The organism is Acrocarpospora macrocephala (genome assembly GCF_009687865.1).
In the GTDB taxonomy this organism is placed as follows: Bacteria; Actinomycetota; Actinomycetes; order Streptosporangiales; family Streptosporangiaceae; genus Acrocarpospora; species Acrocarpospora macrocephala.
The window spans coordinates 30,325-55,795 of the sequence record NZ_BLAE01000052.1; the positions used below are offsets into that span (position 1 = coordinate 30,325).

Genomic DNA, 25,471 nt, shown 5'->3' on the forward strand with positions numbered 1-25,471 from the left:
CAGATGATCAACCTCACGGGAGAGGTCGCCCCTTGTTCTCAGCATTGCCAAGTCACCGCGAGATGAGGGGCGACGCTCCGGACTTCAAGGAGTTCCTCTTGGCGGATCCTGACTGGGATGACGATCTCGACTTCCCTCGGGCACAAGACGTGCCACGAGAAACGGACCTGGGCATCACCTGACCGTGGTGGGGGTGGTGTTTGTGGGCATTACCAGGGGGTGGGGTTCGAGGTGGGAGTGCGGCATGGGTGATGTGGAGTTCTATCGGGACAACGGTTATCTGCTTGTCAAGGGGCTGCTGGGGAAGGGGGAGGCGGCGGCATATCGGGATGAGTGTCATGGGGTGTTGGGGCGGTTGCGGAAGACGGATCCTACGTGGGGGAGTGCGCGGGAGCTGGCGGGTGGGCCGACTGAGTTGCGGCATTGTCATGATGCGCAGTTCTATTCGGCGGCGTTCGCGAAGTTGATGGTGGATTCGCGGTTCACCGATGTGGCGGCGGCGGTGCTGGGGACCGAGAACGTGCAGTTGCATCACACGAAGATCTTCGTGAAGCCGGCGGAGAAGGGGTCGCCGTTTCCCATGCATCAGGACGCCGCTCATTTTCCGCACGCGACGGACGCGGTGGGGGCGGCCATCTTCCACTTCGACGACGCGCCCGAGGAGAAGGGCTGCGTCCGGGTGATGCCGGGGAGTCACAAGCGCGGAATCCTGCCGCATGTGGAGGAGGGCGGCTGGCATCTGCCGCTTGACGAATGGCCGCTCGAAGCGGCGGTTCCGATCGAGGCGGAGGCCGGGGACGTGCTGTTCTTCAGCTACCTCACCGTGCACGGGTCGGGGATCAACTCGGCGGACGAGGCGCGCACCACCTGGCTGGTCCAGTTCCGCGATCCGGAAGCGCTGCCCCTGGACGACGTCCATCGTTCCCGGGGCCAGGGCATGATGCTGCGCGGCATCGACCCGGCGATGCGACTCACCTGAGACGGATGTCCGGTTGCCCCGGACGGCTCCGACGTCACTGGTGAGAAGGCCCCCGGCGAAGGAGAGACCATGAAATACATGATCATGCTGTACGGATCCCAGCAGGACTACGACGCGATGGCCGGCCAGGGCGAGTCCACCTGGACCCCCGAGGACTTCGGCGCGATGCACGCCTTCATGGCGAAGTGGAACAACGACCTGGTCGAATCCGGCGAATTCGTCGACGGGCAGGGACTGGCCGCGCCCGTGCACACGCGCCGGATCTCCCTCCAGAACGGTGTCCCGGTCGTGACGGACGGGCCGTACCCGGAGACGCAGGAGGTCCTCGCCGGTTACACGATCGTCGACTGCGCGAGCTTCGACCGGGCGACCGAGATCGCCGCCCAGCTGACGAACACGCCGCACCCGGCCGACGATGACCGGGTGTTCTACGCCGATATCCGGCCCATCGTCGACGGAGCCGGCGAGCTTCTCTGATGGAGCACGAGGTCGAGGACCTGCTGCGGCAGTGCGCGCCGCAGGTCCTCGGCGCGCTCGTCCGGCGTTACGGGAATTTCGACACAGCCGAGGACGCGGTCCAGGAAGCCCTCCTGGCCGCCGCCGTCCAGTGGCCGAAAGAGGGACTCCCGGACAACCCGCAGTCCTGGCTGATCACGGTCGCCTCGCGCCGGTTGACCGATTTGCTCCGCGCCCAGCAGGCCCGCCGGCGCCGCGAGGAGACCGTAGCCCAATGGACGCTGCAGGACGCGGACCGGACGGTGGAGGATTCCGACGACACGCTCATCCTGCTGTTCCTGTGCTGCCACCCGTCGCTGTCGGCGGCCTCCCAGATCGCGCTCACCCTGCGCGCCGTCGGCGGCCTGACCACCGCGGAGATCGCCCGCGCGTTCCTGGTGCCGGAATCGACGATGACCCGGCGTATCACCCGGGCCAAGCAGCGCATCAAGGACAGCGGGCTCGCGTTCCGCATGCCGTCAGGGCCGGAGCGCGCCGAACGGCTCGGCGTGGTCCTGCACGTGCTCTACCTGATCTTCAATGAGGGGTACGCGACCACGTCGGGACCCACGCTGCACCGGCGGGAACTCTCCGCCGAGGCCATCCGGCTGGCCCGCCTGGTCCACCGGCTGCTCCCCGAGGACGGCGAGGTGGCCGGTCTGCTGGCCCTGATGCTGCTCACCGACGCGCGCCGGCCCGCCCGCAGCGGCCCCGACGGCTCGCTCATCCCGATGGCCGAGCAGGATCGCAGCCGCTGGGACGCAGGGCTCATCACCGAGGGCGTACGCCTGATCAGCGACGCCCTCCCACGCGGCGCGACCGGCCCCTACCAGCTGCAGGCGGCCATCGCGGCCGTCCACGACGAGGCCGAGAGCGCGGAAACCACCGACTGGCCGCAAATCATGGCCTTGTACGGCGTTCTCCTGCGCATATCCCCCAACCCCATGGTCGCCCTCAACCACGCCGTAGCGGTGGCCATGGTCCACGGCCCCCAGGCCGGTCTGACCCTGCTAGCCGACCTCGACGACCGGCTAGCCGACGACCACCGGCTCCACGCGGTCCGGGCGCACCTGCTGGAGATGGCCGGAGACCGTACCGCCGCACGGGAGTGTTACCTAGCGGCGGCCCGGCGCACGATGAGCCTGCCCCAGCAGCGGTATCTGCACGCGCGCGCCGCCCGGCTGGCCGGGGAGTAGTGGGCGCATAGGGTGGCTACCGGAGCGGATCACTCGCCCTCGGAAGGACACAGGTGTCGACGGTTCAGCGAATCACCACGCGCAATGCTCGGTTCCAGCAGTGGCAGTCCCTGCTGACCAACCGCAACAAACGGTCCCGAGCTCGCGAATTCCTGGTCCAGGGGGTCCGTCCGATCTCGCTCGCGGTGCAGCACGGCTGGCCTGTCCACGCGCTCATCTACGACGCCGAGCGCAAGCCGTCGAAGTGGCTGGAGGAGTTGCTGGGCACGGTGCGGGCCGACCGGATCGCGATGGCTCCCGAGATGGTGGCGGAGCTGGGCGAGAAGAACGAGGAGCCGCCCGAGGCCGTCGCCGTCGTGGAAATGCCCGCCGACGACCTCGGCCGTATCCCGGTCGAGGACGACTTCCTGGGGGTCGTGTTGGACCGGCCGACGAGTCCGGGCAACATCGGCAGCATCATCCGCTCGGCGGACGCCCTGGGCGCGCACGGGCTGATCGTGGCCGGTCACGCCGCCGACGTGTACGACCCGAAGTCAGTCAGGGCGAGCACGGGCTCGCTCTTCTCCCTGCCCGCGGTCCGGGTCCCCGCGCCGAGCGACGTGGTCGGCTGGGTGGCCGCGCAGCGTAACCGTGGCCGGCCGATCGTCGTGGTGGGTACCGACGAGCACGGCGACTGCGATGTCTTCGACTTCGACTTCACCCAGCCGGCGCTCCTCCTGATCGGCAACGAGACCAGCGGGCTCAGCAGCGCGTGGCGCGAGGCGTGCGACTTCATGGTGGGCATTCCCATGGTCGGGGCGGCGAGCTCGCTGAACGCCGCGAACGCGGCCACCGCGCTCCTTTATGAGGTATCCCGGCAGCGGATCACCGTTGCGGGGAGCGGCCGGCTCCCACGAGGTCGGCGGCGGTGAACAGGGCGACGGCCCTGGTGCCGATCCGCAACGACTGACGGGGGCGGATACCCGGCTGTGCGGGCACGCGACGGCCGCGTACGGCCACCGCGACTACCGTGTGCGGCGGGAGAACCGCCCCCAGCGCCGACATCATTGCCGGGAGGTCCTTGTCCCGGTGGCTTCCCTGCCAGCTGGTCTGCTCGTCGTAGGGCGGATCGGTGAGCACGATATCCGGCTCGTGCCCGTCGATCGCGGCGGCCAGCTGGACCGGGTCGAAGACGTCGGCCCGGCCCAGCAGGTGGGACAGCGGCCCGCCGCCTTCGGCCAACCGGCGGGCGAGCCGTTCCGCCGCCTCGGCGGCCCGCGCGTATCCGGGTTTGCCGAAGCGTTCGGCCCGGTCCGCCAGTTCCGCGGCCCTGTCCCGCAGGCAAGGCTCGGACAGCAGGTTCAGGTTGGCCCGTGCCGTTCCCAATGCGTCGTCGGAGACGTCGGAGGCCAGCAGCGTCTTGATGCGCGGGCGATGGAGCAGGCCTAGCACCGTGAGCAGATAGCCGCTCCCACAGCAGGGATCCCACACCACGGCTTGATCCCCGCTGCCGCGCAGCGCGAGGGCGCGCTGGAAGATCTCGGAGGCGAGCCGTACCGGGAAGGCCGGCATGCCCGGTGCGGAGTGGAGAACGGCGCCGCTGGCGAAGTCGCTGTAGTCGGCCCGCGCCGTCTCGTACCGATACGCCAATCTGCCCGTCCTTCTCCTGGGGCCCCCAGATTACCCTGGCCGCGCCTCGATCCATCCTTGACGCGATCAAGAGCCGGCCGGGAGGCGGGGCCAACCTGATCCGCACATGTTCCGACATGTGCGGCATCTACAACAGCGCGAGAGGTCCGATGAATATCGGGCCGTCGGAGGGCTTCGGCCTGGAGCGATCCAGAAGGCGCATGTTCTTGCGTGCTGGTTGTACAGAAGTTTCCTCGGTATTTTTGAGTGTTGCATTTAGGTATCGGGTCCTGCCAAGATGACGCCAGCGGTCCGATGTTACGCGGCGATAACAGGCTCCGCTTCGTGTCTCCTGGTGGTGTGGCTGTTGGCATGAAGCCCTGATTCCCCTTCGCCGACTCGATCTCCGCCAGCGGGCGCGACGTGCGTGAACGATCCCTCCAAAATGAAGGAGTTGCACGTGACCGTCTCGCGCCGGGGCTTCTTGGCCTCCGCAGTGACCGGATCCGCTCTCGCCGCCGCGTCGTCCACGACGATGTTGTCGGCGCTGTCCAGCGCGGCGAACGCGGCGAGCCCGCCGGGGGACGTGGTCGGGAAGATCACGGTGGGCTATCAGGGGTGGTTCGCCTGCAAGGGGGACGGTGCGCCGATCAACGCCTGGTGGCACTGGAGCGGGGCCAACAACCAGGTGCCGCCGTCGCCGACGAACAACACGATCGTGGCGTGGCCGGACATGCGGGAGTTCACCAAGAGCTACGTCACCGCGTACTCGAACCTGAACAACGGGCAGCCCGCCACGCTGTTCTCCAGCTGGGACCAGCAGGTGGTGGACACCCACTTCCGGTGGATGCGGGAGAACAACATCGACACGGCCGCGTTGCAGCGGTTCAACCCCAATGGGGGCGAAGGTCCCACCCGTGACGCCATGACGGTGAAGGTCCGCTCGGCGGCCGAGGCCAACGGCCGCAAGTGGTACGTCATGTACGACGTCACCGACTGGATCAACATGCAGGCGGAGATCAAGACCGACTGGCTGAACAAGATGTCGGCCCACGTCGCATCCCCCATGTACGCCAAGCAGAACGGCAAGCCGGTCGTCGGCATCTGGGGCTTCGGCTTCAGCGAGCCCAGCCGCCCGTTCACCCCCGCCCCCTGCCTCGAAGTGATCAACTGGTTCAAGGCCCAGGGCTGCTACGTGATGGGCGGCGTCCCCACGTACTGGCGGCAGGGCATCAACGACTCCCGCCCCGGCTTCATCGACGTCTACCGCGCGTTCAACATGATCTCGCCGTGGATGGTCGGCCGGATCAGCACCATCCAGGACGCCGACAACTTCTACACCAACGTCACCGTCCCCGACCAGGCCGAATGCAACGCCCGCGGCATCGACTACCAGCCGTGCGTGATGCCGGGCGAGGTGACCCTCCGCCGCCGCCGGCACGGCGACTTCATGTGGCGGCAGTTCTACAACGTCATCCGCGCGGGCTGCCAGGGCATCTACATCTCGATGTTCGACGAGTTCAACGAGGGCAACCAGATCGCCAAGACCACGGAGACGCTGGCGACCGTGCCCGCCAACTCGGGCCTGCTCGCCCTGGACGAGGACGGCACGTTCTGCTCTTCCGACTACTACCTGCGCCTCACCGGCGACGGCGGGCGCATGCTGAAAGGCCAGATCGCGCTCACCGCGATCCGGCCCACGCCCCCGGTGGCGGGCGGCGGCGGTGACAACCAGCCGCCCACGGCGCCCGGAAACCTGCAGGTCACCGGCACGACGCCGACCAGCGTGACGCTGTCGTGGTCGGCCGCGTCGGACAATGTCGGCGTGGCGGGCTACCAGGTCAGGCGCGGCACCACGGTGGTGGCCTCCCCGGCGGGCTCGCCGTTCACGGTCACCGGTCTGTCGCCGTCCACCGCCTACAGCTTCAACGTGACCGCGCGGGACGCGGCCGGGAACATCTCCGCCCCGTCGAACACGGTCAACGTGACCACCCCGGCGGCGACCGCGTTCGTCGCGCTGCGCTCCCGGGCCAACAACCTCTTCGTCACGGCCGCGAACGGCGCGGCGCTGATCGCCAACGGCGCCTCGGCCGGGACAGCGCAGCAGTTCGAGCGCGTCAATCTGGGCAACGGCAACATCGCCCTGCGCGCCCGGTCCAGCAACCAGTACGTCTGCGCGGAGGCCGCGGGCGCCCAGCCGCTGATCGCCAACCGGGCCGCGATCGGCCCGTGGGAGACGTTCGCGCTCATCACCAACCCCAACGGCACGGTCACCCTGCGCGCCCAGGCCAACAACCAGTATGTCTGCGCCGAGGCCGCGGGCGCCCAGCCACTGATCGCCAACCGGGCCGCGATCGGCGGCTGGGAACAGTTCGACCTGGTCACCCCCTGATTCACGATTGTCGGCGGCGATCCGTAACGTGGGTCCCCGAGTGGCGGGCGGCAGAGCCCGCCACCGGGTGATTGGATCGCCGCTGTGGAGGCTTCGGTCGAGCGACTGGTATTCGTCCGGGAGGACGAGTTCACCATCGCCCGGATGACCGCCGAGGGCGGGCCCGGTTTCATCGCGGCCGGGCGCGCCCTCGCGGGGGTCCAGCCTGGGGAGACCCTCCGGCTGACCGGCGAGTGGGGCGAACATCCCCGCCACGGCCGCCGTTTCACCGTCACCGCCTGCGAGCGGGTCGCCCCGGCGACGGTCCCGGCCATCCGCGCCTATCTGGGCTCCGGGCTGATCCGCGGCATCGGCCCCCGGCTGGCGCACGCGATCGTCGGCCATTTCGGCGAGAGCACGCTGCACGTGATCGACACCGACCCGGAGCGGCTCCGCGAGGTCATCAACATCGGTCCCGGCAGGCAGGCGCAGATCGTCCAGGCCTGGCTGGAGCAGAAGTCCATCGCCGCGCTGATGCTGGTCCTGCAGGGTTTCGGTCTCAGCCCCCTGCTCGCCGCCAAGATCTACCAGGTGTACGGCGAGAGGTCCGCCGACGTTCTCGCCACCGATCCGTACCAGCTGATCGGCCAGGTCAGGGGGATCGCGTTCGGCATCGCGGACCGGATCGCGCTGCGTTCAGGCGTGCCGGAGCGCAGCCCGCAACGGATCAAGGCGGCCATCCTGGACCGGCTTGAATCGGCGGGCGTGCGCGCGGGGCACTGCTTCTTACCGTTGACGGCGTTGCTCGCGGAGACCGCCGAGCTGATCGACCAGGACCGCGCGCTCATCCGCGGGTCGCTGGACGCGCTCACCGCCGAGCGCCGGGTGGTCGTCGAAGCCCTGTCGGGGCAGAGCGTCGTGTATCTCAAGGAGCAGCACAGCCGGGAGGTGGCCCTGGCCGCCCAATTGACCCGGCTGCTGCGGGCCAAGTCCACGCTGCTGGGGCGGGCGTACGAGGAGGACGACCGGCTGCACGACGATCAGCGGGCCGCGATGACCCTGGCCCTGACCTGCACGGTGAGCATCCTCACCGGCGGTCCCGGCTGCGGCAAGAGCCACACGGTGCGCGCGATCGCGGCGGCCGTCCGGGCGATGGGCGGCACGGTCACGCTCACCGCGCCCACCGGCAAGGCCGCCAAACGCCTGTCGGAGCTCACCGGGCTGCCCGCGATGACCGTGCACCGTATGCTCGCCCGCACCGAGCCCGACGACTCGCCCGATCTGTTCTCCGAGTTGAGCCCCGCCCAGGCCGACCTCATCGTGGTCGACGAGGCGTCGATGCTGGACCTGCACCTGGCGACCAGGCTGCTCGCGGCCGTCCCGACCGGCAGTCACCTGCTGCTGGTCGGCGACAGCGACCAGCTGCCCAGCATCGGCCCCGGCAACGTGCTGGCCGACCTGCTGAACGTCGAGGAGATCGCGCGCGTCCGCCTGACCCATGTCTTCCGCCAGGCCGCCGGCAGCGGGATCATCCAGGCCGCGCACCGCATCCGCGCGGGCGAGCTCCCCGCCCTGCCCGGGCGGGGCGGTTTCTGGTTCGAGGAGGTCGGCGATCCCGGGGAGGTGGCCGAACGGGTGATCCACCTGGCCACGGTGGCGATCCCCCGCAAGCAGAACGTCAGCCCCGGCCAGGTGCAGGTGCTCTGCCCGATGCGCAAGGGAACCACCGGAACGCTGGAGATCGGCCGTACCATCCAGGATCGTCTCAATCCGGCCCGCGACGAGATTCCGGAGCACTGGTCGGGCGCCTCGGTCTTCCGCCCGGGCGATCGGGTCATGCCGATCCGCAACAACTACGACAAGAACGTCTTCAACGGGGAGACCGCCACGGTGGCCGCCGTCCTCCCGCAGGATCGCCTGATCCGTCTCACCACCGACGACGGCCGGTCGGTCGACTACGGCTTCGACGAGCTCGACGACCTGACCCACTGCTACGCGATCAGCGTGCACCGCGCCCAGGGCAGCGAATACCCCTTCGTGGTGGCTCCGCTGGTGAACGAGGCGGGCGGCGTCATGCTGCGGCGCCGCCTGCTTTACACCCTGGTCACCCGGGCGCGCTCCTGGGTGGTCCTGGTCGGCCAGCGGGAGGCTTTGCGGCTGGCCGTCCGCCAGCTCGGGAGCCGCCGCCACACCGGCCTGACCCGCAGGGTGGAGGCTGCCGTCGTACGCGAGTCGTAGCTTGATGAGAGCGCAACCGCAGGCACCACAACCGCCGGTCTGACCGAATCACCAGGCCAGACCGGTGTTTCCGGGCTGTTACAAGCACGTTTGTCGTGACCTGTTGACAACCCCAATGTTAACGATAACAGTCATTTTCATGATTGCCACCTCCCCCCTGGCACGAATAGCCGCCATCCTCGCCCTGGCCCTCGGCCTCGCCGCCTGCGGCTCCAGCGAGAAGACCGTGGACCAGGAAGCCTCCGCCGCCGCCTCGGCCGGAAACGCGGGCGCGCTGGTCGGCGTCACCATGCCCACCAAGTCCTCCGAGCGCTGGATCCACGACGGCGACAACGTCAAGGCCGGGCTGGAGAAACTGGGCTACCAGGTCGACCTGCAGTACGCGGAGAACGACATCCCCACCCAGGTCAACCAGATCGAGAACCAGATCACCAAGGGCGCCAAGCTCCTGATCATCGCGTCGATCGACGGGACGGCCATCACCACCCAGCTGCAGGAGGCGGCGGACAAGAAGATCCCGGTCATCGCGTACGACCGGCTGATTCGCAACAGCCCGAATGTGGACTACTACGCCACCTTCGACAACTTCAAGGTGGGCGTGCAGCAGGCCACCTCCCTGCTCACCGGCCTCAAAGTGGTCAACGCCGACGGCTCCGCGGGCGACGCGAAAGGCCCGTTCAACATCGAGCTGTTCGCCGGTTCCCCCGACGACAACAACGCCACCTTCTTCTTCAACGGCGCGATGTCGATACTCCAGCCGCACATCGACAAGGGCACCCTGGTCGTCAAGAGCGGGCAGACCGACTTCAAGACCGTCGCCATCCTGCGCTGGGACCCGGCCACCGCGCAGAAGCGCATGGAGGACATCCTCACCAAGACCTACAGCGGCGGCGACCAGGTGGCGGGCGTGCTCTCCCCGTACGACGGGCTGTCGATCGGGATCCTGTCGGCGCTGAAGAGCAATGGCTACGGCACGTCCGGGCAGCCGTACCCGATCGTGACCGGGCAGGACGCCGAGCTGGCCTCGGTCAAGTCGATCATCGCGGACGAGCAGTACTCGACGATCCACAAGGACACCCGTCAGCTCGCCGACGTCACCGTGAAGATGACCGACGCCCTGCTCAAGGGCGGCACGCCCGAGGTGAACAACACCAAGGACTACGAGAACGGCAACAAGGTCGTGCCGTCCTTCCTGCTCGAACCGATCATCGTGGACAAGAGCAACTACCAGCAGGCGCTGATCGACACCGGCTACTACACGGCCGCCCAGCTCGGATGAGCGATGACATCCTGCGCATGCGCGCGATCACCAAGACCTTCCCCGGCGTACGGGCGCTGCAGGATGTGAACCTGTCGGTGCGCCGGGGTGAGATCCACGCGATCTGCGGGGAGAACGGCGCCGGCAAGTCGACGCTGATGAAGGTCCTGTCGGGGGTGTATCCGCACGGCTCGTACGAGGGCGAGATCACCTTCGACGGCGCCCCGTGCCGGTTCTCCGACATCCGCGACAGCGAGCGGCGCGGGATCGTCATCATCCACCAGGAGCTCGCGCTCTGCCCGCAGCTGTCGATCGCGGAGAACATCTTCCTCGGCAACGAGCGGGCCAGGCGCGGCCTCGTCGACTGGAACCGCACCAACCACGAGGCCGCCCGGCTCCTGGACCGGGTCGGCCTGCGGGAGAACCCGGTGACCACGGTGGCCGACATCGGCGTCGGCAAGCAGCAGCTGGTCGAGATCGCCAAGGCGCTGGCCAAGGAGGTCCGGCTGCTCATCCTGGACGAGCCGACCGCGGCGCTCAACGACGAGGACTCCGCGCACCTGCTCGACCTGCTCCGCGGCCTGCGCGCCGAGGGAGTCACCTGCGTGATCATCTCCCACAAGCTGAACGAGGTCGCCTCGATCGCCGACTCGATCACCATCCTCCGCGACGGCCGGTTGATCGAGACACTCTCCCTCGCCACCGACGAGGTCACCGAGGACCGCATCATCGCCGGCATGGTCGGCCGCGACCTGGAACACCGTTTCCCGGCGCGCGTTCCCGATATCGGCCCCGAAGCCCTGCGCATCGAGGACTGGACCGTGCACAGCCCCGTCCAGCTCGGCCGCGCCGTCGTCGCCGGCGCCACCCTGTCGATCCGCCGCGGCGAGATCGTCGGTCTGGCCGGGCTGATGGGCGCGGGCCGCACCGAACTGGCGATGAGCGTCTTCGGCCGCGCGTACGGGACGAACATCTCCGGCCGGATCTACCGCGACGGCCGCGAGGTCGACATCCGCACGGTGCGGGACGCCATCCGGCACGGCATCGCGTACGCCACCGAGGACCGCAAACGCTACGGCCTCAACCTGATCGAGGACATCAAGCGCAACGTCTCCGCCGCCGACCTGGGCAAGCTGGCCCGGCGCGGCTGGGTCGACGACAACGAGGAGTACCGGATCGCCGAGCAGTACCGCCGCGACCTCAACATCAAGGCGCCCAGCGTGCTCAGCGTCACCGGCAAGCTCAGCGGCGGCAACCAGCAGAAGGTCGTGCTGTCCAAGTGGATCTTCACGGACGCGGACGTGCTGATCCTGGACGAGCCGACCCGCGGCATCGACGTCGGCGCCAAGTACGAGATCTATTCGATCATCAACCGGCTGGCCGACGCGGGCAAGGCCCTGCTGGTCATCTCCTCGGAGCTGCCGGAACTCCTCGGCCTCTGCGACCGCGTCTACGCCCTGTCGGCGGGCCGCATCACCGGCGAGCTCTCGCGCGCCGACGCCACCCAGGAACGCCTCATGCAACTGATGACCAAGGAACAGTCCCGATGACCGCTTCATTGCTCGGCAGGTCGCTGAACATCCGCCAGAGCGGCATATACATCGCGTTCGCCCTGATCGTCGTGCTCTTCTCGATTCTGACCGACGGCGCCCTGCTCCAGCCGCAGAACATCTCCAACATCGTCGTCCAGAACTCGTACATCCTCATCCTGTCCATCGGCATGATTCTGATCATCATCGCCGGGCACATCGACCTGTCGGTCGGCTCGGTGGTCGCCGTCACCGGCGCGATCGCCGCCGTCCTCATGGTCGAATACGGCCTCCCCTGGCCGCTCGCCCTGGTCCTCACGCTGATCGCGGGCGGCGTCATCGGCGCCTGGCAGGGCTACTGGATCGCCTATTACGGCATCCCCGCCTTCATCGTCACCCTCGCCGGAATGCTCCTGTTCCGCGCCCTCACCCTCACCGTCCTCGGCAACCAGGGCATCGGGCCCTTCCCCGATCCGGTACGGACGCTGTCCAACGGCTTCACCGACGGCTACCTGGGCAACATCGGCCTGGGCCCGCTCGGCGGCGCCGACCTGTTCAGCCTGATCATCGGCGCCCTGGTCATCACCGGCATGGTCACCACGCAATGGCGCGCCCGCACCGCCCGGCTCGGCTACCACCAGTCCGTGGAGCCCTTCGCCGTCTTCCTCCTCAAGCTCCTCACCGCCGCCGCGGTCGTCGTCGTGGTGGTGGTGCAGCTGGCGCGCTTCAAGAACCTCCCCTGGGTCCTGGTCCTGCTCGCGCTCCTCGTCCTCGCCTACTCCCTCCTCACCACCCGCGCCGTCTTCGGCCGCCAGATCTACGCCATCGGCGGCAACCTGCAGGCCGCCCAGCTCTCCGGCATCAACGTCAGGCAGGTCGTCTTCTGGATCTTCGTCAACATGGGCGTGCTCGCCGCCCTGGCCGGTGTCATCTTCGCCGGCCGCCTCAACCAGGCGGGCCCGACGGCCGGCAACGCCTTCGAACTCGACGCCATCGCCGCCGCCTTCATCGGCGGCGCCGCCGTCCAGGGCGGGGTCGGGAAGGTCGTCGGCGCCATCACCGGCGGGCTCATCATGGGGGTCATCAACAACGGCATGTCCTTGATCGGCTCCCCCAGCGAGCGGGTCATGCTCGTCAAGGGCATCGTCCTGCTCGCCGCCGTCGCCTTCGACGTCTGGACCAAACGCCGCGCGACCCGCTGAGCCATCCGCACCTCACGCCTGTCCAACGGTGTCCAGGATTCGGGGGAATCCGGGCGCGGGCTGCCGATCATTGCGGCAGTGCCGACGTGAAAGGTGCACAACGATGAGACGAATTATCGTCGCGATTCTCAGCGCTCTCCTGGGGGTGGCGTTCCTGGCGTCGCCCGCGCGGGCGGCCGGAACCGACACGGTGCCGCCGTCGAAGCCTCAGGCGCCCACGTTCAGCAGCGTCACCACGACGGCGGCGAACGTGTTCTGGCCCGAGGCCACTGACAATGTGCAGGTCACCGGGTATTACCTGCAGCAGCTCGCGGGCGGCACGTGGACCACGATCCGGACCGTCGGGCCGGCGGAGCGGTTCCAGCCGGTCACCGGGCTGACGCCGAGCACCACGTACACCTACGCGGTCATCGCCTTCGACGCCGCGGGGAACACCTCGGCGCGGTCGGATCCCGGGAGTTTCACCACCCTGGCCACCACCGCCACGCCGACGTGCCGGATTCAGGTCATCACGTTCAGCCCGGGATTCCAGGCCGTGGTCACGATCGTGAACACGACGCCCGCGGCCACGAACGGGTGGACGATCGGCTTCGCCCTGCCCGCGACGGCGACCGTGGGCAGCACGTTCAACGGGGTGATGACCCGTAGCGGCGGAACCGGGACGATCACCCCGGTGGCGTACAACGCGGTGATCGGGCCGGGCGTGCAGACGTTCGTCGGCTTCGGCGGGTCGGCCGTTCCGTTCACGCCGCCGAGCGGTTTCACGCTCAACGGCGTGCCCTGCACGGGGTGAGATCGGGATCGTGCGCGGCTCCGGTCGCGCACGATCCTTCCGCGTGGTTTCCTTCACCCATCGACGGCGTATCGGGTTGGCGACTGGCGGAGGTCCGTACTCTGGCGGACCTCTCGCGCGTGCTGCGCGGGCTGCGGCGGCGGCACGCGCGGCGGCGGGGAACCTCCGAGCTGACCTACCGCGAGCTGGCGGCGGCGACCGGATGGTCGCACGGGATCATCGGCGAGTACCTGTCCGGGCGGGTCCTCCCGCCGACCGACCGGTTCGACGTGCTGATCGGCCTGCTCGGCGCGACCCCCGCCGAGCAGGGGGCGCTCGCCACGGCCCGCGACCAGGTCGAGGAGAACCGCCGGCGGGCGCTCCCCGCCGAACGCCCGGTGCCCAGGCAACTCCCCATGGACGTGTACGGTTTCACCGGCCGAACCGAGCAGCTCGCCACCTTGCACGCTCTGCTGGCTCCCGGCGAGCGGCGAACCGCGGTGATCTCCGCGGTGGCGGGAACGGCTGGGGTGGGCAAGACCGCGCTGGCCGTACACTGGGCGCACCAGGTGGCGAAACGTTTCCCCGACGGCCAGCTCTACCTTGATCTGCGCGGCTACGATCCCGAACGGCCGGTGCCGACGGCCGACGCACTGGCGGGCTTCCTGCGCGGCCTCGGCGTGGATGGGCAGGACATCCCCGACGATCTCTCCGAACGCGCGGCCCGGTACCGCACGCTCGTGGCCGGGCGGCGTCTGCTCATCGTGCTGGACAACGCCCGCGGCGCAGAGCATGTGCGGCCGCTGCTGCCCGGCAGCCCGTCCTGCTTCGTCGTGGTGACCAGCCGGGAGGATCTCGCCGGGCTGGTCGCGCGCGACGGGGCCAGGCGGATCGAGCTGGACATGCTCAGCGCGTCCGAGGCGATCGCCCTGCTCCGCACCCTGATCGGGGCGCGAGTGGACGAATCGCCCGCACATGCGGCGGAGCTGGCCGAGAACTGCGCGCGGTTGCCGCTGGCGTTGCGGATCGCGGCCGAACTCGCCGTCGCACGGCCTGGTGTCGCGCTGTCGGAGCTGGTCGCTGGGTTGCGTGACGAGCAGCGGCGGCTGGACCTGCTGGACGCGGCCGGGGACCCGCGCACGGCGGTCCGCGCGGTCTTCTCGTGGTCCTATCGGCAGCTCAGCGCGGACGCGGCGCGGGTGTTCGACCTGCTTGGCCTGCATCCGGGGCGGGAACTCGACGCGTACGCCGCCGCAGCCCTGGCGGGCGCCGGGCTCGAGCGGGCGCGGGAGCTGGTCGAGGAGCTGGCCCGGGGGCATCTGCTCGAATCTGCGGGTTCGGGCCGGTACACGATGCACGACCTGCTCCGCGCCTTCGCCGTCGAGAACGCGACGGACCCGCACGCGGCGCTGACCCGGCTGCTGGACTACTACCGGTATTCGGCGGCTTCGGCCGCGAATGTGCTGTTCCCCTACGAACGCGGGCGGCCCGCACCGGAGGTTCCGGGGTCGCCGGTGCCTCCAATGGACGAAGTCGTGGCCTGGCTTGAGCGGGAACGCCCGAATCTGGTGGCCGTCGCCGCGTACGCGGCCCGCCACGGCTGGCCGGGCCACTGCGTCGACCTGTCCCGCACGCTGTGGCGGCATTTCGAGGTCGGCTGCCACTACCAGGAGGCTCTCACGGTCCACACCTGCGCCGTACGGGCCGCGCTCGCGGCGGGCGAGGGACGGGCCGCCGCCCTGGCCAACCTGGGCGGCATCCACTGGTGGCTGGGCAACTTCCGGGAGGCCAGGGAGCGGTTCCGCCAATCCCTCGCCGCCGCGCGGGAGGCCGGGGATCTTGAGGGGGAGGCCAGAGCGCTGGGACGGCTCGGCGTGGTGGACGAGCGGCTGGGCGAACTGGCGCAGGCGCTCGCGCATCTCCAGGACGCGCTGGCGCTCTGCCGCCGCACCGGGAACCGGCACGGGACCGGCACCCAGCTGATCAACATCGGCGCGCTGTACCGGCGGCTTGGCCGCTACGAGGACGCGGCCGGGCACCAGCTCGAAGCCGCCGAGATCTTCGCCGAGGTGGGCGACCCACGCCTGCGCGGATACGCCCTCGGCAACCTCGGCGCGCTGTACGGCCTGCTCGGACGGCACGCCGACGCCCTCACGCACCTGGAGCAGGCGCTGGCCAGTTGCCGCGAATCCGGCGATCCCGGCGGTGCGGGCAGCGCGCTGGGCACGATGGGCGCGGTCTACCTGCGCCTGGAGCGTTACCCGCAGGCTCTCGACCACCTGCGCCGGGCCTTGGCCATCAGCCGCGAAACGGGCGATCGCAGCCTGGAGACCGAAACGCTCAACACGCTCGGCGAGACGCTGCGCGCGATGGGCCAGCCGGAAGCGGCCCTCGCCCGGCATCGGGCCGCGCACACGCTGACCGAGGAAACCGGCGACCAGTACGAGCATGCGCGGGCCCTCGCCGGCATCGCCCACGTGCTCAACGGCAGCGGGCAGACCGGGCAGGCCCGGGAGAACTGGCGCGTCGCCGCCGACATCTACCGCCGGTTGGGCGTGCCGGAGGCCGACCAGATCACGGTCCTGCTCGGCGAATGATCAGCAGGGGACCCCGTTGACGGTGATGTCGTCCGGCGTCTCCGTGGTCACCGCGAAGGCCGTCCAGCCGAACGTCCGCACCTGGCCGGTCCCGATCCCCCCGTTCCACGGCAGGTTGGTGGCGGTCATGTCGTACGGCGTGCGCTGCGACAGCTTCGCCTGCCAGGCGGCGGATTGCGTGGTCGCGGCACGGAACGTCCAGCTGACCCGCCAGGAACTGATCGCGGGCCCGTTGTTGGTGATCGTCAGCTCCGCGCTGAACGACCCAGGCCAGGTCACGAACTCGTATTCACAACTGAACACCGGCGTTGCGCCCGCGGGCGCGGAGACGAGCGCGCCCGCGAGCACGACAGCCGCCAGGGAGACCGACTTCACCCGGATCACATTGGCCCGATCCACTCCCCCCGTCAACGCACCAAGATCACCTAAAGCCCCGACCGGCCGTTGACGCTGAAACTTTCGCGCCCGGGACCCGACCGCTACGGGCACAGGATGTCGGGTGCGGCAGGCTGGGTGCTCTCTAGCGTGGTGATCTGTGTTACGGGGTTTCTGGGTCGCAGAGGCGTTCCAGGACGGGGACCGCGTTCAGGAGGGCGGTCAGTTCGTCGGGGGAGAGGCGGTCGAGGTGGCCGGAGAGCCAGACCTCGCGGCTGCGCAGGATGCGGGCGCGTTCCAGCATGCCGGCGTTGGTCAGCCGGATCAGGGTGGCCCTGCGGTCGACGGAGTCCTGCTCGCGGGAGATGAGGCCGAGTTCGAACAGGCGGTTGAGGGAGCGGGTCACCGACGGAGGGCTGACGCCCTCGCTGACGGCCAGGTCGCCGGCGGTGGTGGGCTGGTTGCGGGCCACGTTGAAGAGCAGGGATATCAACGCGTACGACAGACCCTCGTCGTTCTGCTGTCTGAGCACCCGGCCGAGGCGGCCGAGCGCCATGCGCAACCGGGTCAGTTCCTCGTGGCTGACGTGGATGTCACCAGGGGATGCCGCCGTCGTCATTCCGCTCCCGGAGGTGGAGGGATTGCGTTGTGAATAATGGTAACCCATTTCGTGCCATACGCATGATTCCGAAATAGCATCGCGAATTGCTTTGCGGTGGTCGCTTAAATGAGCGAAGGGTGCTGATGGACCTCCGGCGAGAAGGGGTAATCGACCCGCACGCCGGGCGGGCCCTGGCGGGGCTGCTCGGCGTTGAGGCGGTCGCGGCGGGGGAGCCGGGCGGATCGTTGCCGCCGATGTGGCATTGGGTGCAGCTGCTGGACGAGTGGCGGCAGGACGAGCTCGGGCCGGACGGGCATCCACTGGCGGGGCAGCCCGGGCCTGGCAGGACGCGGATGTTCGCCGGGGGCCGGACGCGGCATCTGCGTCCGCTACGGGTGGGTGAGACGGCCATGCGGAGCAGTGGGGTGGTCGCGTCGGTGGATAAGACCGGCCGATCAGGGCCGCTGACATTCGTGACGGTACGCCACGAGTTCCGGCAGGGCGGCGAGCTGGCGATCACGGAGGAACAGGACATCGTGTACCAGCCTCCGGGGGTTTTGCCGACGACCGACGGGGGTTTGCCGATGGGCGAACCGCGGTTCGTTTTCGACGTCGATCCGGTGGTGTTGTTCCGGTTCTCGGCGCTCACGTATAACGCGCATCGCATTCACTATGACCATCGCTTCGCCGCAGCCGAGGGATACGCCGATCTAGTGGTGCACGGACCATTGCTGATTGTGCTCATGGCGGAGCTTTTCCGGCGTTATGGGGCGGGATTTGGCTGGACCGGAATTCCGATATCGGCTGCTGGCGCCCGCCCTCGGGCCGCAGCGACTGACCGTGGCCATGGCCGGGCCCGACGCGGCCGAGGTCTATGACGGTGACGGCTGCCGGGTGGCGGAGGGTTCTGTCAGTCGCAGTTGATAGAAGGTGTTGCCATGCGACGCCTGTTTGAACAAGTACTCCGCCCGTTCGTAGGACAGGCGGCGGCGGCCTGTCTCCGGGCATATGTCGCGGGCGGGCGGCATGCGGGCCGGGGCGGGTTTGCGGTCGGCGAGGAACACGGGTCCGCGGTGGCGGTTGGCGATGAGCTGGGGGAGCAGTGCGGCCGTCTTGGGTCCCCAGTGCACGCCGCGGCCGTGTCCGCCGTCGAGATCCAGGTCCTCGATGTCGAGGGACAGGGCCAGGGCGGCTCCGGCCGCGCTCTCGTAGAGCATCGCCCAGAGGGTGCGCTCGCGCAGGGGGAGGCCGGGGTGGGTGAGCAGGGTTTCGACGTGGGCGGGGTCCATGCCGCGGGTCCTGCCGCGTGGTTCGGGGCGCCGGTCGAGGCCGGCGGACAGGTTGGCGGCGGTCCAGCCCTGGTCGCGCCGGGCCCATGCGGTGAAGGAGCGGACGGCGGCGCGATGCCGGTTCCAGGTCGCGTCCGCGGCCCCGCCCCACACGGCCGCGAAGGCCGCCGCGATCCGCGCGGCCGTGAGATCGGGCAGGGCCATCTCCCCGCCGACCTGCCGGACCAGGCGGTTCATCGTCTGGCCGTAGGCGCGCAGGGTCGCGGGATCCAGGTCGTCGCGGGCCAGGAAGGCGGCGACCGCGTGCGAGAGGGTGACCGCGTCGGCTCGCTCTTCGCAGGCGGCGGCGCGTTTCAGCAGGATCGCGCGTTCGGGGGCGTTCTGGGTGAGCGAGGCCGCGCGTTCGAACTCGGCGCGCGCTTCCGCGTTGCGGCCGAGCTTGGCCAGCAGGTCACCGCGCACGCCCGGCAGCAGGTGGTAGCCGCGCATCGCCGGTTCGGCGAGCAGCGGATCGGCCAACGCCAGGCCGGCCTCGGGCCCGTCCGCCATCGCGACCGCGACCGCCCGGTTGAGCCGCACGACCGGGGTGGGCAGCACCCGGGACAACGCCTCGTAGAGCGACGCGATCCGCGCCCAGTCGGTTTCCTCCGCGGTGGGGGCCTGGGCGTGGCAGACCGCGATCGCGGCCTGGAGCATGTACGGGCCGAGCGGGCCACCGGCGGCCCCGGCCTGGAGCAGTGCCGTCATGCCCCGGCGGATGAGCAGCCGATCCCAGCGCCCCCGGTTCTGCTCGTGCAGCGGGATCGGCTCGCCCTCGGGTCCGGTGCGGGCCTCGGCGCGCGACGCCTGCAGTTCCATCAACGCGACAAGGCCATGCACCTCGGCTTCGCCGGGCGTGAGCTGGGCCAGCAACCGGCCGAGCCGCAGCGCCTCCAGGCACAGCCCGGGCCGCATCAAGTCCTCGCCCGCCGTGGCCGCGTATCCTTCGTTGAACACGAGGTAGATGACCTCGAGCACCGAGGAGAGCCGGGCCTCGCGGTCCCGCTCCGCGGGCACCTCGAACGGGATCCGCCGGGCGGCCAGCGTGCGCTTGGCCCGCACGATCCGCTGCGCGACCACGGCCTCCGACACCAGGAACGCGCGCGCGATCTCCTCCGTTCGCAGCCCGCCGACGAGCCGCAACGTCAGTGCCACCCGCGCCCCGGTGGACAGGGCGGGGTGGCAGGAGATGAACATCAGCCGCAGGACGTCGTCGCCGACCCCGCCATCGAGGTCGTCGAGCGCCGCGTCCAGGTCGTCCGCGCCGGGGTCCGGCCGGACCGCGAGTTCGTGGGCCAGCTTCTCGTTCCCGCGGTCCAGCCGTCCGGCGCGGCGCAGATGGTCGACAGCCCTGCGCTTGGCGATGGCCATCAGCCAGGCGCCCGGATTGTCCGGGACGCCTGACTCCGGCCACCGCTCCAGCGCGGCCAGGAGCGCGTCCTGCGCGAACTCCTCGGCCAGACTGACATCCCCCGCAATCCGGACGAGACCAGCGATGATCCTCGCGGACTCCAGCTTCCACACTCCGTCGACAGCGGCGTGCGCGTCCCACGACGTCATAATCGGATCATCGCCTCAGCTCCCAGATTCCGTCGGTCGTGGTGTGCGCGTTCCGCGACGTTGTGATCGGATGATCGGAATCATCGCCTCAGCTTTCAGATTCCGTCGATCGTGGTGTGCGCATCCCGCGACGTCGTGATCGGATCATCAGCTTCCGGATTCCGTCGGTCGTGGTGTGCGCGTTCCGCGACGTTGTGATCGGATCATTGGAATCATCGCCTCAGCTTTCAGACTCCGTCGATCGTGGTGTGCGCGTCCCACGATGTCCTGATCGGATCACCGGAATCATTGCCGCCAATCCCGTTTGGGTTATTCGGGGCCGTACACCTGCTGCATGTCGCCTACGCCGTCGCCGATGATCTTCCAGAAGCGGCGGGTGAGTTCGATGGCCTCCTCCTTGGAGCGGACCTCGATCAGTGCGAAGCTGACGATCGCCTCTCGTGCCTCGGCGAAAGGGCCGTCGGTGATGGTGATGTCGCCGCCGGAGGCGGTGATGTGGGTGCCTGCGGGGTCCAGGCCGCCGGTCGCCAACAGCACGCCGGCCTTGGTCATCTCCTCCACGAACTTGCCCATCTCCGCGTAGAGCGCCTCGTCCGGAGCCGGTCCGCCGCCCTTCATGGTCATCAGGAATCGCATTGTCTTCTCCTTGTTCGATCGCTTCGTGCTGTCACTCATGCGTCGCACGACCGGCACCGAAATCGACCGACTCTCGCCTGACCTGGGATTCGTCGGGATGTGACAGGTAATGCATCCCTCAACATATGACAGGTAATGCGGAAATATCCAGATAATCCCTGGTCGGCGGGGAGCTCGGGACGGGCGGTCGATTCCGGGGGTCGCCGGACGACGCGTCAGTGAGGCCGGTTCGACCGGCAACGTCACCGAAGCCGGTTCGACCGGCAACGTCACCGAAGCCGGTTCGACCGGCCATGCCACCGAAGCCGGTTCGACCGGCCATGCCATTGAAAAGGACTCGGCCATGACTGCCACCAACACCAGCACCCCGATCGGCACCAGCACCCCGACCAGTACGCGCACGCTTCTCATTGCGGCCGCGCTGGTTGCCCCCGTCTACGGGATCGTCTCCTATGGCCAGGCCTTCACCCGGGAGAGCTTCGACCTGACCCGCCACCCGCTCAGCGTGCTGAGCAACGGTGACCTCGGCTGGCTCCAGATCAGCACATTCGTGGTCATGGGTGTCCTGGCCGTCGCCGGATCGATCGGCCTCCGCCGCGCGCTGCGCGGCCGGTTGGGTGGCGTCTGGGCTCCCCGGCTGGTCCTGGTGTTCGGCGTCACCACCGTCCTGGCCGGGATCTTCACGATGGACCCGATGGACGGTTTCCCGACCGGCACTCCCCTCGGCATGCCGGCCTCGATGAGCTGGCACAGCATCGCGCACAACGCCTCCGCCTCGATCGGCTTCACCGCGCTCATCGTGGCCTGCTTCATCTTCGGCCGCCACTACAGCCAGGCCGGCCGAACCGGATACGCGGCGGGCTCGGTGGCCAGCGCGGTGATCTTCCTCGCCGGGGAGGTCTGGGCGATCTCGGGCGGGCACGCGGGCGCGCTCACCCTCGGCGTCGGGGCGCTGGTGGCCGTCTCCTGGCTCACCGTCGTCGCCCTGGACAAGCGCGCCGAACTCCGCTGAACCGGTGCGAGCCCATCTCGCCGTTGTGCGAGGTGGGCCCACCCATGCCGAGTACGATCGATCAATGACCGAAATGACCGAAACCGCTCCTGGTTGGCTGGCTCCGGAGGAGTTGGAGGCCATCCGGGGGCGGATGCCGATCCTGTACGTCGACGCCGTCCCCGTCCGGGTGGACGAGTCGGGCGTGGTGACCCACGTCGGCCTGCTGCTGCGCATCGGCACGGACGGCAAGGTCAGCCGCGCCCTGGTCTCCGGCCGGGTGCTCTACCGGGAACGGGTCCGCGACGCGCTCCTGCGCCACCTGGAGAAGGACCTCGGCCCGGTGGCCCTGCCCCGCATCCCGGCCTCACCGCAGCCGTTCACGGTGGCCGAGTACTTCCCGGCCCAGGACGTCACGCCCTACCATGACCCCCGCCAGCACGCGGTGTCGCTGGCCTACATCGTGCCGGTCGCGGGCGACTGCCGCCCCCGGCAGGACGCGCTCGACCTGGAGTGGTTCACCCCGGCCGAGGCCGCCTCCCCGCTGGTGCAGCAGGAGATGACGGGCGGCCAGGGCGTGCTGCTGAAGCAGGCTCTGGCCCACGTCGGCCGCCTACCCTGATCAGCATGCGGGAGTTCGCGAAGCCGGAGGACCTGCGCGCGATGCAGGGCCTGACCCAGCGCCTGTGGTCGGCCCGGAGTGCCCATCATGTGGGGGATCTGGCCTGGGGAAGGCTGATGTATCCGCCGGAGCTGACGCGGTGGCCGATCGGCCTGTGGGAGGACGGCGGCCGGGTGGTCGCCTGGGGGTGGGCCAACTTACCGTGGGATTTCCGCTTACAGGTGGATCCGGGATACCCGGAGCTGATCGGCGAGGTTCTCCGCTGGTTCACGGATCTCGCCGACGGGCAGCCGGTGATGGTGACGGCCCTCGACGTGGAGAAGAACCTCCAGTCAGAGCTGGACAGATACGGATATTTCCGGGACCCCGAGGCGAAGGCGTTCTTCGCCTACCACCGGCGTTCGCTGAAACAGCTGCCGGATCCCGTAGTGCCCGACGGGTTCATCGTCCGGGCCGTCTCCGGCGAAGCCGATCTCGTACGCCGGGTGGCCGTACACCGCCGATCCTGGAATTCGACCAAGGTGACCGACGAGTCCTATCGAGCCCTGATGGCGGCATGGCCGTACCGGGCGGATCTGGACTGGGTGGCGGAAGGCCCCGGCGGAGACTTCGCCGCGAGCTGCCTCATCTGGCTGGACGACCAGCACGGCGTCGGCCTGATCGAGCCCGTCGGGACGGTCCCGGAGTTCCGGCGCATGGGCCTGTCCCGGGCAGTCTGCCTGGCCGCCCTCCACGCACTCCGGGCCACGGGCGCGAAAACCGCGATCGTCTGCCCCCGCGGCGACTCCGGTTACCCGATCCCGCAGGTGCTCTACCGCGGCATGGGCTTCCGGCGTTACGCCCGGACCATCCCCTACCGAGGTCCCTGATCAAGCCGGACCCGCACCACCAGATCGTGCAGCGCGTCCGCCGCCGTGGCCGCGCCCGGCAGCGGCGACTCGTCCCTGGCCAGCTCCAGGGCGGCGGTCAGCCCCTCGACATCCCCGGCCAGCACGTCGAGGGCCGGCGCCCCGCCGGGCAGCCCGCCGTGCTCGCCCGCCTTCTTGGCGGCCACCAGCTCCTTGAGGTACGGCGGCCCGCCCCCGTAAAGCCGGGTGAGATCGGCGACAAGCTCCCCCGTCCGCACCAGATGGATGCCGGTCAGCAGCACCCGGAAGGTGTACAGCAGCGGCTTCAGCTCGCGCGCCTTCTCGAACAGCTTCCACTGCGTCCGGGCGAACCCCAGGTAGTGGTAGGCGTGGAACCGCGTCACGCACCCCGGCGCGATCGCCACCAGCTCCTGGTGCACCGGCGAACTCGCCACCACCAGCGGCGACAGCAGCTGCTCCAGCACGTATCCGTTCCGGTTCAGCAGCAGCCCGCAGAACTTGGCCAGGTCGTGCGTGACCAGATCGACCTCGACCCCGTCCCGCCGCCACGACCGCGTGATCGTCTCCTCCGGCGGCCGCAATCCGACGATGTCCGGCAACGGCAGCAGATGCACCCCGCGCAGGTCCACATCCGAATCCACCGAGGGGAACCCGTACAGATGGGCGCCGCTGACCGTGGCGAAGGCGAGCGGGTACGGCTGCTCGGCCGGGATGTCGGCCAGCCAGCGCGGCAGGGTCGTGGTCACAGCGTCGACTTTCGTGCGGCCACCAGGAACTCCTCCACGGCGGCACGGTCAGGGTGCTCGGGCAGGACCCCGGCGCTCGCGCCGAGATCGGCGGTCAGCTCGTCCCGCCAGGCGCGGAGCTCGGACCAGGCGACTTCCCCACGCCGGACCGCCAGCAGCCGATCCCGGTGCTCGCCCATGTGGACGAGGGGTTCGCCGTGCCGGACCAGATGGCGTCCCGAGATCAGCAGCCGGATCATGTGCATCGCCTGCTTCCATTTGGGCGATTCGGGGGTGAGCCGCTTGAACTGGGCGTCGGCGTACTCCAGGAAGGTCTCCCTGGCCCGCCGGGACAGGAACGCGTGCCGTAGTGCCAGCAGCTCGGTCCCGATCGGGGTGATCCGCTCCACGATCGGGGACCACAGGCATTCGAGCACGGTCGGGTTGCAGGCCAGAGCCAGGGTGAGGAACCGTTCGAGCTCCCAGGAGAACTGCTCGGGCAGCGGCCCGTCCAGATGGGTGGGCGGTTTGTCCAGCCGCCAGAACAGCGCCGCCGGCGCCGCGTAGACGCCCCGGCGGTCGGTGTCGGATTCGGCGGTGTCCAGGCCGTACGCCCGGGATCCGACCACGACCGAGAGCACGGTGTGATCGGCGATCAAGTCCATAGCGGACAACCCTGCCATTACTGGGCGTGTTTCTGCATCCCGGTTCGCAGGAAGTCCAGGATCGGCCCGTTCTGGCCGGGCAGCAGATGCCCGGCCTCGGGCAGCAGCCGCACGGTGGCGTGCGGAGCCGCGGCTTCCAGCCGGGTCCGGGTGGCGGCGGAGTCGAGCATGCGGTCGCGCCCGCCGACGACGGCCAGCACCGGCATTGTCAGGCGGCGCAGGTCCGCGTCGGTGAACAGCGGGATCTTCTCGCGGCGGGGGCGGAAATGCCGGTTGATCAGCAGGACGTACTCCGCGAAGTCCCGCGAACCGACGTCGCCGGAGACGCCGAGGACCAGACGCATCGCGGCCCGCCGGCCCCGGCGGCCGAACAGCAGGAGCAGCAGCGCCAGCACCAGCACCAGCACCCCAGCCTTCTGGCGGCCGATCCCGGCCGGGCACAGCAGAGCCAGCAGGTCCACCTTGCCGGGACGGCGGATGGCGTAGTCGAGCCCGAGCCAGCCGCCGAGGGACACGCCCACGATCGACGCGTGCGTCAGGCCGAGCCCGGCCAGCACGTCGTCCAGCCAGAGCGCGTACGCCTCCGAGCCCAGCTCCGGCCGGGACCGCGCGCTCAGACCGGGCTCGCCGATCATGTCGATCGCGTGCAGCCGGAAGTCGCGCGACCAGCTTTCCACGTCATACCGCCACATCGCGGTGTTCGCCGCGGAACCGTGCAGCAGCAGCACCGGCGGCGCGTCCACCGGCCCGGACACCACGACGAACGTGTCACCTTCCCGGGTCGGCACGGTGACCTGGTCGCTGGGCACCGGCCAGCCCGCCAGGTAAGTGCGAATCGGGCATCTGGCTCGGAG

Annotated in this window: 22 protein-coding genes and 1 pseudogene; 15 read left to right on the forward strand and 8 right to left on the reverse strand. The window is 69.5% G+C overall.

Annotation, left to right across the window (positions count from 1 at the left end; genetic code table 11):
- Positions 1–244: 244 nt before the first annotated feature.
- From Amac_RS37435 to Amac_RS37450, 4 genes are all read left to right on the forward strand, one after another.
- Positions 245–979, forward strand: coding sequence for a phytanoyl-CoA dioxygenase family protein (locus tag Amac_RS37435; RefSeq protein WP_155359152.1), 735 nt, complete (start codon positions 245–247; stop codon positions 977–979).
- 69 nt (positions 980–1,048) lie between these two features.
- Positions 1,049–1,456 (forward strand): YciI family protein, encoded by a 408-nt coding sequence (locus Amac_RS37440; protein WP_155359153.1) that lies wholly within the window; start codon positions 1,049–1,051, stop codon positions 1,454–1,456.
- Positions 1,456–2,670 (forward strand): RNA polymerase sigma factor, encoded by a 1,215-nt coding sequence (locus tag Amac_RS37445; RefSeq protein ID WP_155359154.1) that lies wholly within the window; start codon positions 1,456–1,458, stop codon positions 2,668–2,670. The genes Amac_RS37440 and Amac_RS37445 overlap by 1 nt, the downstream gene beginning before the upstream one ends.
- A gap of 53 nt (positions 2,671–2,723) precedes the next feature.
- Entirely contained in the window at positions 2,724–3,581 is an 858-nt protein-coding gene (locus Amac_RS37450) for a TrmH family RNA methyltransferase (protein ID WP_155359155.1), read from the forward strand.
- Here the strand turns inward: Amac_RS37450 and Amac_RS37455 are convergent.
- Positions 3,535–4,299, reverse strand: a complete 765-nt coding sequence (locus tag Amac_RS37455) for an rRNA methyltransferase (protein ID WP_155359156.1) — start codon at positions 4,297–4,299, stop codon at positions 3,535–3,537. The two genes, Amac_RS37450 and Amac_RS37455, sit on opposite strands and share 47 nt — an antisense overlap.
- A 439-nt stretch (positions 4,300–4,738) precedes the next feature.
- Here Amac_RS37455 and Amac_RS37460 point away from each other — a divergent pair, with 439 nt between their 5' ends.
- From Amac_RS37460 to Amac_RS37490, 7 genes are all read left to right on the forward strand, one after another.
- On the forward strand, positions 4,739–6,670 hold the full coding sequence (locus tag Amac_RS37460) for a fibronectin type III domain-containing protein (protein ID WP_155359157.1): 1,932 nt from the start codon (positions 4,739–4,741) through the stop codon (positions 6,668–6,670).
- 84 nt (positions 6,671–6,754) lie between these two features.
- Positions 6,755–8,887 (forward strand): SF1B family DNA helicase RecD2, encoded by a 2,133-nt coding sequence (gene recD2 / locus Amac_RS37465; protein WP_246268970.1) that lies wholly within the window; start codon positions 6,755–6,757, stop codon positions 8,885–8,887.
- 139 nt (positions 8,888–9,026) lie between these two features.
- Entirely contained in the window at positions 9,027–10,166 is a 1,140-nt protein-coding gene (gene chvE / locus Amac_RS37470) for a multiple monosaccharide ABC transporter substrate-binding protein (protein WP_155359158.1), read from the forward strand.
- On the forward strand, positions 10,163–11,695 hold the full coding sequence (gene mmsA, locus Amac_RS37475) for a multiple monosaccharide ABC transporter ATP-binding protein (protein WP_155359159.1): 1,533 nt from the start codon (positions 10,163–10,165) through the stop codon (positions 11,693–11,695). Before chvE ends, mmsA begins: the two co-directional genes overlap by 4 nt.
- Positions 11,692–12,876 carry a multiple monosaccharide ABC transporter permease gene (gene mmsB / locus Amac_RS37480; RefSeq protein ID WP_155359160.1) on the forward strand — a complete coding sequence of 395 codons (1,185 nt, stop codon included), beginning with the start codon at positions 11,692–11,694 and terminating at the stop codon, positions 12,874–12,876. The genes mmsA and mmsB overlap by 4 nt, the downstream gene beginning before the upstream one ends.
- A 103-nt stretch (positions 12,877–12,979) precedes the next feature.
- Complete coding sequence (locus tag Amac_RS37485) at positions 12,980–13,669, forward strand: cellulose binding domain-containing protein (protein WP_155359161.1); 690 nt, start codon at positions 12,980–12,982, stop codon at positions 13,667–13,669.
- 119 nt (positions 13,670–13,788) lie between these two features.
- Positions 13,789–16,245, forward strand: coding sequence for an ATP-binding protein (locus Amac_RS37490; RefSeq protein WP_218041525.1), 2,457 nt, complete (start codon positions 13,789–13,791; stop codon positions 16,243–16,245).
- On the opposite strand, the gene Amac_RS37495 is transcribed toward Amac_RS37490, so the two are convergent.
- Together Amac_RS37495 and Amac_RS53985 are read right to left on the reverse strand one after the other, a co-directional pair.
- Positions 16,246–16,656 carry a cellulose binding domain-containing protein gene (locus Amac_RS37495; protein ID WP_170322849.1) on the reverse strand — a complete coding sequence of 137 codons (411 nt, stop codon included), beginning with the start codon at positions 16,654–16,656 and terminating at the stop codon, positions 16,246–16,248. It abuts the gene before it with no gap.
- 127 nt (positions 16,657–16,783) lie between these two features.
- Positions 16,784–17,239: a MarR family winged helix-turn-helix transcriptional regulator gene (locus Amac_RS53985; protein WP_170322850.1), complete on the reverse strand. Its 456-nt coding sequence runs from the start codon at positions 17,237–17,239 to the stop codon at positions 16,784–16,786.
- A gap of 125 nt (positions 17,240–17,364) precedes the next feature.
- On the opposite strand from Amac_RS53985, the gene Amac_RS53990 reads away from it, so the two are divergent.
- Positions 17,365–18,099, forward strand: coding sequence for an FAS1-like dehydratase domain-containing protein (locus Amac_RS53990; protein WP_373869917.1), 735 nt, complete (start codon positions 17,365–17,367; stop codon positions 18,097–18,099).
- A gap of 741 nt (positions 18,100–18,840) precedes the next feature.
- Here Amac_RS53990 and Amac_RS58430 read toward each other — a convergent pair.
- Positions 18,841–20,109, reverse strand: a pseudogene (locus Amac_RS58430) (RNA polymerase sigma factor); the annotation flags it as partial.
- A gap of 309 nt (positions 20,110–20,418) precedes the next feature.
- On the reverse strand, positions 20,419–20,745 hold the full coding sequence (locus Amac_RS37515) for a YciI family protein (protein WP_155359167.1): 327 nt from the start codon (positions 20,743–20,745) through the stop codon (positions 20,419–20,421).
- Between the two features lie 343 nt (positions 20,746–21,088).
- Between Amac_RS37515 and Amac_RS37520 the strand changes: the two genes are divergently transcribed.
- The 3 genes from Amac_RS37520 to Amac_RS37530 all read left to right on the forward strand — a co-directional run bounded on the left by Amac_RS37520 (position 21,089) and on the right by Amac_RS37530 (position 23,227).
- On the forward strand, positions 21,089–21,757 hold the full coding sequence (locus Amac_RS37520) for a DUF998 domain-containing protein (RefSeq protein ID WP_155359168.1): 669 nt from the start codon (positions 21,089–21,091) through the stop codon (positions 21,755–21,757).
- Positions 21,758–21,821: 64 nt separating this feature from the next.
- Positions 21,822–22,358 (forward strand): NUDIX hydrolase family protein, encoded by a 537-nt coding sequence (locus Amac_RS37525; protein WP_218041526.1) that lies wholly within the window; start codon positions 21,822–21,824, stop codon positions 22,356–22,358.
- A 5-nt stretch (positions 22,359–22,363) separates the two neighbouring features.
- Complete coding sequence (locus tag Amac_RS37530; RefSeq protein WP_155359169.1) at positions 22,364–23,227, forward strand: GNAT family N-acetyltransferase; 864 nt, start codon at positions 22,364–22,366, stop codon at positions 23,225–23,227.
- On the opposite strand, the gene Amac_RS37535 is transcribed toward Amac_RS37530, so the two are convergent.
- From Amac_RS37535 to Amac_RS37545, 3 genes are read right to left on the reverse strand one after another with little or no spacing between them, the layout of a single operon-like run.
- On the reverse strand, positions 23,212–23,973 hold the full coding sequence (locus Amac_RS37535) for a nucleotidyltransferase domain-containing protein (protein ID WP_155359170.1): 762 nt from the start codon (positions 23,971–23,973) through the stop codon (positions 23,212–23,214). The genes Amac_RS37530 and Amac_RS37535 overlap by 16 nt on opposite strands.
- The gene (locus tag Amac_RS37540; protein WP_155359171.1) at positions 23,970–24,617 is read right to left on the reverse strand and encodes a nucleotidyltransferase domain-containing protein; all 648 of its coding nucleotides are present in this window, start codon (positions 24,615–24,617) and stop codon (positions 23,970–23,972) included. The genes Amac_RS37535 and Amac_RS37540 overlap by 4 nt, the downstream gene beginning before the upstream one ends.
- A gap of 17 nt (positions 24,618–24,634) precedes the next feature.
- A complete protein-coding gene (locus tag Amac_RS37545; RefSeq protein WP_218041527.1) occupies positions 24,635–25,426 on the reverse strand; it encodes an alpha/beta fold hydrolase in 792 nt (263 codons plus the stop codon).
- Positions 25,427–25,471: the final 45 nt, after the last annotated feature.